The following is a 14,429-nucleotide window of genomic DNA, read 5'->3' on the forward strand; positions in this document are numbered from 1 at the left end:
CGGTATCGAAACCGACGGTCTCAAGACCGGTTTATCGCTTTTGCGCGCCATGCCATCATCCCGTGAATGAATGGCCGCACTGTAGGGGCTTCCTTACATGGACCGCAAGTAAGGAAAGGGTGGAAAGCCCTGATTTGCCAACTCCTTACTTCCTGGGGGCGCAATAGAGCGCCGCCCTTACGCCCTGGGGCGGCAGGCGAATCGCCCCGGCCGGTAGGGATATCGCCCCCTGCTGGTAAGCATAAGGTCGCAAAACCCCAGGGTTTGCCAGGGTTTGCGCGTCCTAGAATCCTTTTTGAAAGGGAATACCTAAAAATAACGGTTCATTTTGAGGGTAAAAGGATCAACTAAGGACCAAGCTGGATGCCTTCATCACCTCGGTGACGACGACTCGTGAGGTAAGGATCTCGCGCCTCCTTTCCACTCGAATCATGAGAGGAGCCGAATGCCCATCCCTTCGCCTGCCCCGTCCGCGGAAACCTTACCGCTTGGGGGAACGAAGCCATCATCCTTACATCCCGGGGGCTCCCATGCCCTATCCTTACGGCGTGGGGGAGCCGCACGCGCAGGCATTCGGCGGGGAAAGTCAATAAACAGCTGAAATAGCTAAAGAAAGGCGGTTACGCGCCATCTCGGTCGCCCAAGGGGCGAAAGCGGGTGGAAATGGCCCCCCAGCGGTAAGGATGAACCGGCCGGTTCTCGAAAATCAACGGAGTCGCGGGCCCCCGATTGGTAAGGATACCGCATGACTCCGGTACAACACCGCCCTCAGCGTCTGGTCCGCCGCGACTCGCCCCCGGTGAGTAAGGATAGGGTGCCGCTACCGAGTCTCTTGGCTGGGGACCCTCCCCCAAAAAGTAAGGATGTCCCCCAAGCTGTAAGGACCCGTGGGGTGGGCCATCCGACCATGGCAGCCCGCCCAATGTCATCCTCATATGACTTTTGCCCTTACACCGGGTCCCTGGCACCTCACGCCGCTTCCCGCAAGGCCTCAGGTGCGCGTCTCCACCAGATGGAAGCCGCCAGGGATACCAGGCCCAGGAGGAAGAGGGCATAGCCCAGCGGCATGAAAGGCGGCTGGAAGTGGAAGGTGACCACCGATCGGCCGGCGGGCAGTTCCACGCGCTGGAACAGCGGTCCGTCGGCGTCCACGGGCTGGGCGACGCCGTTCACGGTGGCAGACCATCCGGCCATTGCCAATTCTAGCCGGCGCAAAGTGGCGGCGGCGGGACAGTTCGCCACCAGCGCCTCACGCGACTGTACATCCAGCGTACAGCCCTCAGCGGTGAAGTAAGGTGTTGCATTGTCCAGCTCATACACCGTCATGACGCTGTCGCGGAATACCGGGCGCAGGGGGCCGTCGGCACTCAATGTCAGGGAGAGCTTTGGTGCCTGCTCTTCGAACGCGAAACCGCCATCCAGCGCCTGGGTACGGATGCCGTCGGGCTGCACCGGATACATCCACACGGCCAGGGGCTGGGTGCCACCCGTCCGCTGCAGTTCCAACCGCGCATGGCCGCCGTTGACGGGCAGGCCGCTGTCCAGGGGAATGGGGAAGTACGTGTTGTCGGCCGGATGGTCTAGAACTGCAGATCCCTGGGCGCAGGTATCGGCCACACACAGCTTGACCGTCAGCAGTCCATCGCTCTTGCGGCCGTAGGTGCCTACTAGGATACCGACCTGGGTCACGACCCCGTGGTCGGGCAAGGGCAGGGTGAAGGCCGCATGGCCATCGCTGGGCAGGGGGGCGGCGCTATTGCCGTTCTGCTGTGCGGCACTCCCTGGAGGTGTCCAGTCATTGGCGTTGGTCGGTCCCCCCAGGACGTACTTCACACCCAGTTGCCGATATGCATCCAGGTTGCGCAGCAGGTTTTCGAGGGCCGTCGGTCCGCTGGCTGATGCCCGGCTGAAGCCGGTGAACAGCACATCTATGGTATTGTCGTCCAGATGTTTGACCACATGATCCACCCAGGCCCTGGGCAGGGGCATATCATTATGGTTGATGCCGGCGATACCGAAATAGGCGCCATAGTTGGGTGTCACCGGTCCCAGGGAATAAAAGCGCTGTTGACCCAGATGGTTTTGCAAGAAGGTCACGCCGCGCGTATCCACCACGGCCGCTGAGGGTAGGCTGCGCAGAGGCACAATAAACAGCAGCATCGCTTCCAACCCGGCCAGAATGGCTACCAGCATGGCGCGGCGTCTGGTTGCCAGGGGCAGTCCACCCAACAGAGCGAGGCCGCCCAGCACACCTTCTCCCACCATCAACGACCGCTGGAACCAAGGAGTAAGTGGCAGGCCGACAAGGGTGGGCGCGGCCGGAGTCAGGGCCGCTACCGTCACCGCGAAGGCTGCGGCCAAGCCGGTCCAGAATTCCCAGCCGGGGCGCCGCACCGACGCGGTGGCCAGATCCTGCACCGCGAAGCCCGCCAGGACGCTCAGCGAGAACTGCCACGAGGCGCAGAAATAACGGAAAAAGGCCGCTGTTCCCACGGCGGGAATGCTGGTGACCAGGGGGGTGATGACGGGTGCACCGTAGGTCGCGGTCATGGTCACGGCCGCCCAGGCGGCCAGGGCCAGGCGAAGAGCGCGGTACGTGCCGTCACGCAAGGCGCCAGCGGCGCCAACCAGCCCCAGGGCCACCAGGGCCATGCCGGCATAGCCGCCGACATTGCCCCAGAAAGCGCCGTTGCCGACAGGGACGGGCAATTCGCCCAAATGGCCGAAAAGATAAGGCAGCGTCAGGTTGACGATGTTGCCAGCCTGCAGGTGCATGTGTCGGAAGCCGTCGCCGCTGTGTCCGCCGACATTGGCCACGAGCAGGAAATCGGTGAAGGCGATCAGGATGGGAGCGGCCAGCAGCATACCCACAACGGCCCCGCCTGCCACGCTCGACAGGTAACGAGCGGCTACCCGGGCAGAGCCCAGGCCGATTAGGCGGACCAAGGTCCAAACACCGATCAGCAGGCCGTTAAGGTAAGCCGTTTCAGGAAAGCCGGCATACAGGGACAATGCCAAGCCTATTGGAATCCAATACCAACCGGCAGCACGACGCACCAACCCGTCATGGGACGGGGAAAAGCGGGCGCGCACCGCCTCCACCCCCAGCAGGATCATAGGTAGAAAGGCAATGGGATTGATGACAGCGTTGGCTAGCCAGGCGTAGGTGCCGTTGAACTCGTACAATACGCCGGCCAGGGTCGCAGCGACCTTGCCCGCCCCCAGGCGGCGCATGAGCAGTACCGTGAAGACGCCGGCGATAATCTGCAGGATGATATGCATGTATAACTGGCCATTAGGCAGGGCCAGCAGCGGTGTCAGTGGAAACAGGGCGGCGGACTGCATCTCACCCGCCAAGGGCATGCCCACGCCTTGGAAATAGTTCCACCAGGGCAAGTGACCGCTCAGCAGATCCAGCGCGGCGCGATGGCCCAGGGTCTGGCTGGTGAAGGCGATATTCGGATCCAGCGTCGGGTTGCCCGGATGGGCCATCGTGAGCTCGCTGGCCAGGCGACTGTAAAGCGGTGTCGGATCCGCGATGCGCAGCCCCAGGATCAGAGGCAGCTTCACCAAAATGGGGGCCAGAATGACCAGGGCCAGGGCCAGTCGATTGTTCCAGGTGGTACGGCCGGTATTATTTCGCATACGCTGCCTAATAAAGTGTAATCGTTTAAAAGTGGCGCCCTGGTCCGAAATAGGCAAAAAGGGCGACGCGCTTCCCAACGCGTCTACCGGTTTTGTCGCCTGTCCACAGAGCTGTCAAGGAAAGTCGGGGCCGCCGGCGCAGCCATCCCAACGCTGCAGCATGCGCGCTTCACCGTAGCATTCCTGCCAATTTCAATGATATAAATAGCGCTCTGCGCGCTCATTTCGTGCTTTGGCAGCGCAATTCTTGCAAACGGATTCGGAATAAAGATCGGTACGACTGATATGATTGACGCTGACTGGTTCTCCAATGTTACTTTTCTGGTTTATTTCACATTCGTAATTCTAGCGTTGACTTATTTGCCATGGGTGGCGGCCGTCACGGGCGGTGGCAGGTGGCTCAAATTGCCGGCTGAGAGAATTGTTTTGGGCGGCGTTAGCTATGGTGTGGCGGGTTACGTCACCTTTTTTGCTTATTTCTTTTCCCGGGCCATTGGCACCACCGTCACCTTAATAGGGGCCACGGGTTTCGTTGCCGCTGCCGTCTGCGCCTGGCGGGCGGGATGGCTGAGGAGGGAACGGCTGACCAACGATCCGGCCTTGACCGCGCTGGTGCTGGTCGGTCTGTTCACGCTGGCCCTTAGCGCCGCCGGGTTGATTTATGGTGGCATGGGGGATGTCCTACGGACGGCGGCTGTGCGCTTCTCGCATCATCTCCCCATAGACAACGCGTTGCCGCGCCTGTTCGAGGACGGTCTTTATCATAACTACATTCCCAGGCCTCTGACTGGTGATTGGCTGACCAGTGACCGCCCGCCGCTTCAGACGGGGTTGGCGCTGGAAGTGGCGCCGTTGGCGGTTCAGGCCGGGTGGCGCCATGATATGGCCTACGAACTCGCGTCCATCGGCGCCCAGGCGTTCTTCCTGCTGGGATTGGCAGCGTATCTGGCGGTCTGGCGGTTGAAGGATGGGGCCATCGCCGTTGGTCTTGTGGCGTGCGCCTTTTCCTCGGTCGCCATCATAAACGGATTCTTCGTATGGCCGAAGCTGATCGCAGCGGGCTTCATCCTGATGACGGCGGCGCTGCTGCTCTCTCCCTATTACCATGAAATCCGGGCCAGCTGGCGTCATGGAGCTCTGGTCGGTGCCACGGCTGCCTTGGCAATGTTGAGCCACGGCAGCACGGCCTTCATCCTGCTGGCCGTGGTTGTCCTTTTCCTTGCCATGGGACGAATCCCTACTTGGCGCTTTATCCTGGCGGGCGGCGTTTGCTTCATCGCCCTGATGCTGCCTTGGTCCCTCTATCAGGCCCTGGTCGATCCGCCCGGCAACCGACTGTTGAAGTATCATTTGGCGGACGTGACTCAGGTTGATCCCCGCAGCACCTGGGAAACGTTGCGCGACGTTTACGGGCCGCTATCCTGGCAACAAATCCTCCACACCAAGTGGATAAATTTCCAAAAGATTTTCGATGGGATGTGGGATATTCCCAAATGGATCGGGGAGGCCGGCGGGGCTTTGCTGGCCGGCGACAGCGCGCGGTATCACAGCCTGAGCGGGGGACTGCGTGGGGGACAGTTCTTCCTGGTGTCTAGCGTCGTCAGCGTGTTTTATTTGGGCTTGCCCGCCGTCTTGTTGGCCGTCCGCCATCAAAAGGATGCCGCCCGTTTCGTGTTGGTCACCGGAGGCGTGTTCCTGCTGACAGCAGTGGTATGGAGCCTCGCCATGTTCAAGGAAGGGGCTACCATTATCCATCAGGGCGCGCTGGCCATGCCGCTGATGGCGATTGCAGCCGGCGCAGTTGGTCTTTACGCCCTTTCGCCCTGGCTGGCCATCATCGTGACCGGAGCCGAAATCATGGTCAGCGTCGCCATATTCGGCATTGGGGTGCCGGACGATTTCCTGAAGGAGTATCACGAGCCCCTGATTAACCCGGGAATGGCTGTGGTGGCCGCGCTGGGCACGATTGGCTTCATCCTGGCCTGCCGAAGACTGGGTCGTCAGTTAGGAACCTAACGTCGCTTACTTGCGGAATGAAAAGTAACGATGGCCGAAATAGCTGGTCACGACCGGTGACAGCACGCCGATGATATGAGCGATATCCTCGGCGTGCCAGGTCAGGCCGATGGCGGGGAAGGCGAGGCGTGCCAGGCCTTCGCTGACCAGCCATACCTGTGCTGCGGCCACAGCGTTGACCATGCAAAAGCGGATGAATTCCTCATGGGCCTTGCGGCCCGACGCCTCGAACACGAAGCGGCGGGACAGCAGGTAGGCCGTGACCATGCCGAACAGATAGGCCACCAGCACGGCGGCCTCGAACGGCATGACGCGGTTCAGCAGGTAGCGCGCCACCACGTTCACGCCGGCGGAGAAGCCGCCCACGAGCAGGAAGCGGGCGAATTCACTGGCCATCAGCCTGTCCACGGGTGACGCGGGGCGTTTTTCCATGGCAGGGCTCACAGCGTGTCGACCATGCGCTTGGCGAAACGGATGCTTTCGGCGATGCCCCGATCCTCGGGGTAATAGTAGCAGGTGTCGGCCACCTGGAGGCCGGCGACCTCGGTCTGCACCGGCGGCAGCTTGTCCAGGAAATCGGGCTCGCATACCGGCTGGGCGTAGCGCAGGCGGCCGACGTGGGTATCGATCAGGTCGGCGTCGGTCAGGGCCGGGTTCAGGCGGTGCACGCAGGCCATCGTCTCCGCCACGAAATCGGCATCCGTCCAGCCCCACTTGGGGTGGCTGTGCGGCATGTAGTACGGGATGTAGACCACCGTGTCGGGCAGGGGCCGCAGGTTGGAAAATTCGATGATGCCGGGGATCTCCATCGTCGGATCATTCACGTTCAGCCAGAAGTGCCGGGTAACCGGCCGCTTCAGCTTAAGCATGACGCAGACCACGCCGATGTTCTTGATGGCGTCGTACTTGTCCTTGGTGGACTGGGTGAAGGCCGGGACGAGGCCCGCCACATAGGGCGTGGGCACAGTGCAGATGACGGCGTCGGCGGGGAAGAAGCCCTGGGCGGTGCGTACGCCCGTCACCCGGCCGTCCTCGGACACGATCTCCTCCACCTTGGCGCCCAGGTGCAGGCTGCCGCCGCGTCGCGTGACGTCGGCGGCGAGGGCCTGGACCAGGGTCTCCGACCCGCCTTCCAGATAGCCCAGCTGTTCTTTCATCAGGGATTGGCGGGAATTGCCGATGCGGCGGATGCGGGTGGCGATCCAGCTCGCCGAGACGTTATCGGCGTATTCGAAGAACTTCAGGTCCAGCAGCCGCTTCCACAGCACGTTGAACGGCTTCTCGCCCGCGCCGCGCTTGAACCAGGTGGCGGCGTCCAGATGTTCGATGGACTGGAAATCGCGGGCCTTGGTGGTCAGGAACATCTGCAGGCCCAGACGCAGCTTATCGATGGGGCCCAGCAGGGGGAAGGACAGCAGGGCCAGCGGATCGCCCCAGCGGTAATGCTTGCCGTCGATGAAATAGCCCATGGATGTGGTGCGCCATTTCAGCGTGTCGGCGATGCCCAGCTCCGCCAGCAGGTCGAAGGTCGGCTGGTCCGATTTGCAGATGAAATGGTAATAGCGCTCGATGCTCAGGCCGCCGAAATCGAAGTGCGCCGCCATGCCGCCGGGCTGGGTGTCGACCTCGTAGACCGCCACCTCATGGCCGGCCTTTAGGGCATAATGGGCGGCAGCCAGGCCCATGGCGCCGGCGCCGATGACGGCAAGTTTAGCCATTGCGGGAAACCCCTCGGGAAAATCAGAAGTCGAGGACGACGCTGGCGTAGCGCGGGTCGTTGAAAGTGACGGACAGCGCCTCGTCCAGCGGGGTGGAGCGCACGCCGAAGATGCCGGGCCAGTCGATGACGATGAATTCGTCGGGCGTCACCAGGGCCTTCAGCTGCTTGGTGGTGAAGGGCGGGTTGCGGTCGACCAGGGCGTAAACCGTTAACAGCGCGTGGAAGAGGCCGTAGGGAATGCGCAGCAAGGGCGTCTTGGCGCCCACCGCCTTGCGCAGGACGCGGATCAGCTCAATGTAGGTGATTTTTTGCTGGCCCGAGATGTCGTAGGTGCCCGTGCGGCGGCTTTCCAGACAGGCGATGATGATGGCGCTGAAATCTCCCACGTACAGCGGCTGGCGGATATAGCGGCCGGATCCGGGGATGGGGAAGACTGGCACCTTTTGCATGAAGCGGGCGAGCCAGCCCAGATGCTTGCGGTCGAACCATCCGAACATCAGCGTGGGGCGCAGGGTGACATGGGGGATGGGGCAGGCATCCACCAGCTTTTCCTGGGCCTTCTTGCTCTCGGTATAGAAGTCCACCGCCATGGAATTCACGACGGAGGAACTGGCGTGAACCAAGTAGGGCACGTCGGCGGCTTGCATGGCGGCCAGCACCCGCTCCGTCGCCGTGATATTGTTATCCTCAAACTCAGCCCAGTCCAGCCCGCCGATCTGGGCGTGCATCTGGATCACGGCGGCGGCACCTTCCAAGCTGTCCTGCCAGCCATCGTCCCGCGCCAAGTCGGCCTGGATGACGGTGAGGTCCGGGTGCATGCGGGCAAGCGCCGGGGTGTTCGCCGGATGCTTGTCGATGCAGACGATGTTGGTGTAGCCGGCATCCTTCAGGCGGACCACCAGGTTCTGGCCCACCAGGCCGGCGGCGCCGGTGATGACGATCTTGCCCACGGGCTTGCCATTGGGCATGTCGGTGCGGCTGGGCATCAGATTTTCATCCACCATTAGATTTTCATACGGTTGAAGATGGCGCCCGGCAGGTTGCGGATGATCATCATGATGCCCATCCAGAACCAGGGGGTGTAGAGGGTGGTGGCGCCCTTGGCGGCCGCCCGGTCGATGTCGGCCGCTACCTTCTCCGGCGTGGCCCACAGCGGCCCGCCCTTGGCCAGGCCATCGGTCATGGGCGTGTCGATGAAGCCTGGCTTCACCGTCAGCACCTTTACCTTCGTGCCGGCGAAGCGGTGGGCCATGCCCTGCGCGAACAGGGCCAGGCCGCCCTTGGCGGCGCCATAGACGTAATTGGACTGGCGTCCGCGATCCCCGGCGACGGACGCTATGGCGATCAGCGTGCCTTGGCCCTGGCGCTCTAGATGGTTGGCGGCGACGGTCAGCCAGGCGCAGGCGCTGGTCATATTGGTGATCAGCTGGCGGGCCATTTCGGCGGTGTCGGCCTCGGCTGCCTTTTGGTCGCCCAGGATGCCGTAGGCCAGCAGCACCGTGTCCACACGGCCGCCCAGCTTGGCGGCCATGTCGGCCCAGGCCGTGTCGAAGCCCGCTGCCGGGGCTGCCAGATCCATCATGGCCACCTCGGCACCGGCGGCACCGCGTGCCATCAGGTCGGCCGCGATGGCTCCAAGCCGGCGGCCGTCGCGGCCAGCCAGCACCAGGCGCGCGCCGCGTGCCGCGTGCAGGCGGGCGTAACGCTCCGCGACGGCGGAAGTCGCGCCCAGGATCACCACGGTCTGTCCGGTCATTTCGGTCACGCCTGCTTGCTCTTCGTAGGGGCCTGTTCCATGCGCCGCCAGAAGTCGGACATGAAGGCGGGGTCAATGTGCCGCTTGAAATCCGCCACAGCGGGATAGCCCGCCGCGAACAGGTCCGCCGGCATGCGCGCGTCCTTGGCGGGATAAAGCCGGCCGCCGGCGGCTGCCACCGTGCGATCCAGATCCGCCATCAGGGCCAGGGTGCGCTGACCCTGGTTAGGGAAATCCAACGCCAGGGTGGTACCGGCCATGGGAAAGGACAGGAGGCCGGCAGGCGCGACGTCGCCGAAGTTCTTGAGCACCACCAGGCAGGATCCGGTGCCCGAGGCCGCGATCCGGGCCAGCAGCTCCGTCACGGCCTCCCGCGCCACGGCGGGGGGCACGACGCATTGGTACTGGTAGAATCCCCGGGGACCGTACACGCGGTTCCAGTGATGCACACCGTCCAGGGGATAGAAGAACCCATCGAAGTGGCAGCGGCCGGCGAAGGTGGCGCCCGGACGGCTGTAATAGGCGGCGTTGAACGCGCGCAAGCTCAGGCCGTTGATCAGGCTGATGGGCGGGGTCAGGGGCACCGCGAGCTTGGCGCTAGCCGGCTGAGCCAGGCGCGGGCCATCCGGCGCGTGGCGCCCGCGGGAGAAGATGCCCCGCCCCAAGCTGGCGCCCTGGCTGAGGCAGTCGACCCAGGCCACGCTGTAAGGCCAGTCCAGGCTTTCGGCCGCCAAGTCGAAAAAGCGGTCGACATGGTCGAAGCGGATGTTCTCCACCTCCATGTCGGACGAGGCGATGGCTTGCAGCTGGATTTCCGCCCATTCGATCAGGCCGGTCAGGCCCAGGCCGCCGATCGTGGCGCGGAACAGGTCGGTATTGCGGTCAGGCGCGCAATCGACCAGGGTTCCATCGGACCGGCGCAGGCCCAAGGCCCGGACATGGTGGCCGAAGCTACCGGCCACATGGTGGTTCTTGCCGTGCACGTCGTTGGCCACGGCACCGCCCAGGGTAACGAACTTGGTGCCGGGGGTGACGGCCACGAACCAGCCGCGCGGCACGGTGATGACATGCAGATCGGCCAGGCTCAGGCCCGCGTCCGCCCGCAACACGCCGGTGGCGGTGTCGAAGGCGTGGCAGCGATCCATGCGGCGGGTGACCAGCAGGCCGCCGCCGGCGTTTAGCGGGCTGTCCCCATAGGAACGGCCCAGGCCGTGGGCCAGCGCGCTGCCGGTTTTCTCCAGCAGGGTGGTTAGCAAGGGCGCGGCATCTTCGCGAAAGGCGGGCGTCGCCACGTCATGTTCGACGCTGGCCAGATTTCCCCAGGACTTGATCGGCTGGCGCATGGGTCAGATCGCCGCTAGGACGATGGCCACCATAACGGCGCCGGTGATCAGGCTGGTGCGGTCGGTGGCGGCGAAGACGACGGGATCATCATGCAACTCGCCACGATGGGCCAGCAGCAGCAGGCGACTGATCCAGTATAGGAGGGGCGCGCAGGCCAGCCATAGCAGCGATGGATTGCGGTAAAGGACGTGAACCTCGGGGCTGTTGAAATACAGCGCCAAGATCAGGACGGAACAATAACCGCTGGCGCTGGCCAAGCCTGACAGGATGCTGAGATCCTCCAGCCGGTAGCCGCGACCTTTGGGATTGCCCTTGTTCGCCTTCAGGCTGCCGACCAGCTCGATGTAGCGTTTGATCAAGGCCAGGCAGAGGAAGACGAATACGGAAAAGCCCAGCAGCCAGGCGGATGATGGCCGGTCAATGGCGGCGCTGCCCGCCAGAATGCGCATGGTGTAGAGCCCGGCCAGCGTCAGCACATCGATCAGCATGTGGCGCTTGAGATGCAGCGAGTAAGCCAGGGTGATGATGTAATAGGCGGCCAAAACAGCGAGGAAATCGGCCGACACTATGAGCCCGCTCAGCACGGAAACACCCAGCAGCAGGGGCGCCAGAATGGCCCCGTGGATCAGGGGCAGGCGGCCGCTGGCCAGGGGCCGGTGGCGTTTGCTGGGGTGGGCCCGGTCATTGGGCAGATCCAGCAGATCGTTCAACAGATAAGCGCTGGAAGCCGCCAGACTGAAAGCCAGGGCCGCCAAAAGACTGTTGGCGATTGTGTGGCCGGTCAGGTCATGGCTGGCCAGCAGCGGTACCAGCACAAGCAAGTTCTTCAGCCATTGGTGCACTCGAATGGCTTTCAGATAAACCTTGATTCCGGCCTTGGGTGCCGTCAATTCAATGGCATCCCCACGTTCCGCCTTCAACCGCCGTACCAGGCGGGCCGTCGCGTTGGTCGCGATGGCCACGCGGCAACGGCGCCACACCGCGAAATCGACCCAATCATTGCCGATATAGTCGAAGCCCCGGTCGCCGAACTCACGGCACAGCATTTCGGCCTTGGCCTTGCCCGATAGGTTGATGGCCTCATTCGACCCGAAGGACCCATCGACGAAACCGAGATGCCGCGCCAAAGCCTCAACCAGTCGCTGGTTGGAGGCGGATGCCAAGTAAATACGACGACCATTTGCTTTTTCCTGAAGAAGAAAATCAACTACAGGCTGGTTAAGAGGAAGTGTCGTGACATCGACGCCGGCGTTAGCAGCCAGATAATCCTTCAACCACGCTTTGCTGCGCAGCGGCAAACGCCAGATGCCCAAGGCCGCCAAGGGCTTGGTGGCCAGCATGGTAAAGAAATTCTCAATTAGAAGATCAGTCCGAATAAGAGTGCCATCGATGTCCACCACCAATGGTACTTCGCCAACGTGGGCCAGGGGCTTGCTTTCAGCACCGTTCATCGGCTGGTGGACCCCCATAATATCATCGCCAGTGCGTTGAATAACTGTGCAAATATAATGCATCCTGTCCGTGACGAGGACGCTTGGGGCGAAAAAAGCCATAGGCCCGGGCCGGGCGTCAATCTTTTAATCTCCACCTTACAATCGCGAGGTTGATTGGGTCGAACGCGGTTGACCTTGGCGGAAGAGACCTGTTGGGCTGATGCGCGAATCGCTGCACCCGCGAACGGCGATACGGTCATTTTTTCCCGCCAGCAAGGGGAGAAAGCCCGCCGTCTCCGCCGAAGGTAATAGGCCTAATGGGCTAAAATCCCGGTCTGCTTGTCGATCGCTTTTCTTTGGCGGATGTGCTCCGGCGGCTTATGTCTAAAATTAAGGCGATAATCTTCTTGAATCCGTCTTGTGCAGCGGAACCGACGTGAATTATACCTACTTCCACGCGGGACTGGCGGAACGCGTTAATAAATTCGCCAAGGGGTTTTAACTGACGCGTCAGTGCCGCAGCGGGCTGCGGCTCCATAGCCAAAAGCGACGTTTTAGCGGGGGTATTAAAATATGCCGACTCTTTCCGGTGGTAACGGTACGGTTAGCTTCTCGACGGCTCCGACCATCTCGCAGGCGGATCAGAACAAGATCACGACGGCCCTGTCCGGTATCCTGGCGAACAGCACCGGCACGCTGAGCATCGCTAGCGTCGCGCCGACGTCGGCCAGCACCCCGACCCAAACCCTGTCCTCGACCATCACGTTCGGCACCAAGGCCGTTACCTCGGTCAGCAGCGTCGTCGTTTCCGGCTCCAGCGCCAACCCGACGCTGGCGGCTGTTGACCTGTCCCAGACAGCCGCGGGCACCTCCACCGGCAGCAGCATCGTCACCAACGTCGTGGCTGACAGCAGCCTTACTTCCGTCGTACTGACCGGCACCGCTGCCGGCAACACCACCGCCCTGTTCCTGGACGCCAGCTCTGGCGGCAAGGTCGTTGTTGGCGACGCCGGTAACAACTTCCTGGTGTTGAGCGGTGGCTCGGGCACTGGCTCGGGTGGCGTGAACACCGTCATCGCCGGCACCGGCAACGACAGCGTCATCGGTTCCTCCACCAACGACGTCATCAGTTCCAGCGTCGGCAACGACATCATCAACGGTGGCGCGGGCAATGACTCCATCGTCGGCGGCTCGGGTTTTGACACGCTGGGTGGTGGCGCCGGTAACGATACCATCGTTGCTGGCAGCGGCGGAGCCTACATCATTGGCGAGGCGGGCAACGACAGCCTGGTCGGCGGGGCCGGCAAGGACACCTTCATATTCAGCCCGGGTGACGGCAACGATACGGTCGCCGGCTTCGATGCGACGAAAGATGTGCTGGGCTTCACCAGCACCAATTACGGTGGCAAGTCACTTGACCTCGGTTCGCTGATCAGCAACGCCACGGTCAGCAACGGCAACACCATCCTGACCCTGCCGGACGGCAGCACCATTACCGTTCAGGGTGTCACGGGCGTGAACGTCAGCTGGTTCACCAGCAAGGGCTGATCCAGCCATCTATACATGAGGTACACTATGGCGGGCCCGGTGCCCGCCATAGTCGTTTCTGCACCACGGTTTTCTTGCATTCGACTTTATTCCAGGGCAGGGTTCGGTGCTTCCGCTCCCTTCTGTATTGGTAGACCCATGCAGCCTAATATCTTGGCGCCGGCCGGCACGACGGCGGTGACGACTCCCGCTCCCAGTGGCGATCCGGTGCGTGCGACGCCTAAGGTCATGGCCCTGCCGGAAGGCACCTATTACATCACCGTCCGTCTCGGCACCGAAGGACGGCAGCAGATCAAGGGCGTGACCTTCCCCTGTGTCCAACTTTCCTCACTGCCGGAACCCGGACGCAAGGCCCTGCAATTCCTGACACCCCACGGTCTCATCACCTCGACTTGGATCAACGGCTCGAACGGCGTGGCCGTGCTGGTCACGGCGGATTCGGCGCCCTTGCTGCTCACCACCTTGACCTTGAACGGCCAGCTGTCATCTTCGGTCTCCATCGGTGTGCAGCGATTGGGTGATGAGACGGTTCCTGCTACCATCGACGTACGGCTGGTTGCGCACATCCAGCGCATGGGCGATAAGGTGTTCGCTGGCGGCGAATGGGCCTCGGCCGGGGATCATCTGCTGTGGCTCGAGGGCTTCACCGTCGTCGGTTCGCCGGAGCTGGCCGATAGCTTGGAATATTGCGCCGCCAACCCGATTGACCAGACCGGTACCTGGGTGAAGGCCGGCACCTTGGCGGGAACCCAGGGCCGGGGGCTCCCCCTGTTGGGCGCCGGCTTCCGCTTGGTGGGACCGTTGGCCGCTACCCACCGCCTGGATTACACCGTTCGTTTCCTGCGCCACGGCGACATCGAGGGGCAGTCGGGGGTACTGTGCCGGTCCGGCCAGCCTCAGGATCCTTTGATGGCAATGAAGGTCGCGGTCCTGCCGCGATGATGCGATCCGCGTGATGTCCGGCTTA

At 62.7% G+C, this 14,429-nt stretch carries 10 protein-coding genes; 3 read left to right on the forward strand and 7 right to left on the reverse strand.

Features of this window, described 5'->3' with window-relative positions:
- Positions 1 to 969 precede the first annotated feature (969 nt).
- The gene (locus P5F91_RS05450; protein ID WP_277906734.1) at positions 970 to 3,645 is read right to left on the reverse strand and encodes a glycosyltransferase family protein; all 2,676 of its coding nucleotides are present in this window, start codon (positions 3,643 to 3,645) and stop codon (positions 970 to 972) included.
- 285 nt (positions 3,646 to 3,930) lie between these two features.
- Here P5F91_RS05450 and P5F91_RS05455 point away from each other — a divergent pair, with 285 nt between their 5' ends.
- A complete protein-coding gene (locus tag P5F91_RS05455) occupies positions 3,931 to 5,661 on the forward strand; it encodes a hypothetical protein (RefSeq protein ID WP_145612974.1) in 1,731 nt (576 codons plus the stop codon).
- Between the two features lie 6 nt (positions 5,662 to 5,667).
- Here the strand turns inward: P5F91_RS05455 and P5F91_RS05460 are convergent, their stop codons facing one another.
- The 6 genes from P5F91_RS05460 to P5F91_RS05485 are packed head-to-tail and all read right to left on the reverse strand — an operon-like array spanning position 5,668 to position 11,932.
- Positions 5,668 to 6,093 carry a GtrA family protein gene (locus P5F91_RS05460; protein WP_277906735.1) on the reverse strand — a complete coding sequence of 142 codons (426 nt, stop codon included), beginning with the start codon at positions 6,091 to 6,093 and terminating at the stop codon, positions 5,668 to 5,670.
- An 8-nt stretch (positions 6,094 to 6,101) separates the two neighbouring features.
- Complete coding sequence (locus tag P5F91_RS05465; protein WP_145612975.1) at positions 6,102 to 7,379, reverse strand: NAD(P)/FAD-dependent oxidoreductase; 1,278 nt, start codon at positions 7,377 to 7,379, stop codon at positions 6,102 to 6,104.
- Positions 7,380 to 7,401: 22 nt separating this feature from the next.
- Entirely contained in the window at positions 7,402 to 8,367 is a 966-nt protein-coding gene (locus tag P5F91_RS05470) for an NAD-dependent epimerase/dehydratase family protein (protein WP_246134549.1), read from the reverse strand.
- A 17-nt stretch (positions 8,368 to 8,384) separates the two neighbouring features.
- Complete coding sequence (locus tag P5F91_RS05475; RefSeq protein ID WP_145612977.1) at positions 8,385 to 9,137, reverse strand: SDR family oxidoreductase; 753 nt, start codon at positions 9,135 to 9,137, stop codon at positions 8,385 to 8,387.
- A gap of 5 nt (positions 9,138 to 9,142) precedes the next feature.
- A complete protein-coding gene (locus tag P5F91_RS05480) occupies positions 9,143 to 10,480 on the reverse strand; it encodes an FAD-binding oxidoreductase (RefSeq protein WP_145612978.1) in 1,338 nt (445 codons plus the stop codon).
- A gap of 3 nt (positions 10,481 to 10,483) precedes the next feature.
- Positions 10,484 to 11,932, reverse strand: coding sequence for a UbiA family prenyltransferase (locus tag P5F91_RS05485; RefSeq protein WP_145612979.1), 1,449 nt, complete (start codon positions 11,930 to 11,932; stop codon positions 10,484 to 10,486).
- Positions 11,933 to 12,487: 555 nt separating this feature from the next.
- Between P5F91_RS05485 and P5F91_RS05490 the strand changes: the two genes are divergently transcribed.
- Complete coding sequence (locus tag P5F91_RS05490) at positions 12,488 to 13,462, forward strand: calcium-binding protein (RefSeq protein ID WP_145612980.1); 975 nt, start codon at positions 12,488 to 12,490, stop codon at positions 13,460 to 13,462.
- A 228-nt stretch (positions 13,463 to 13,690) separates the two neighbouring features.
- A complete protein-coding gene (locus P5F91_RS05495) occupies positions 13,691 to 14,404 on the forward strand; it encodes a hypothetical protein (RefSeq protein ID WP_277906736.1) in 714 nt (237 codons plus the stop codon).
- Positions 14,405 to 14,429 lie beyond the last annotated feature (25 nt).

Source organism: Nitrospirillum amazonense (assembly GCF_029594735.1).
Lineage (GTDB): Bacteria > Pseudomonadota > Alphaproteobacteria > Azospirillales > Azospirillaceae > Nitrospirillum > Nitrospirillum amazonense.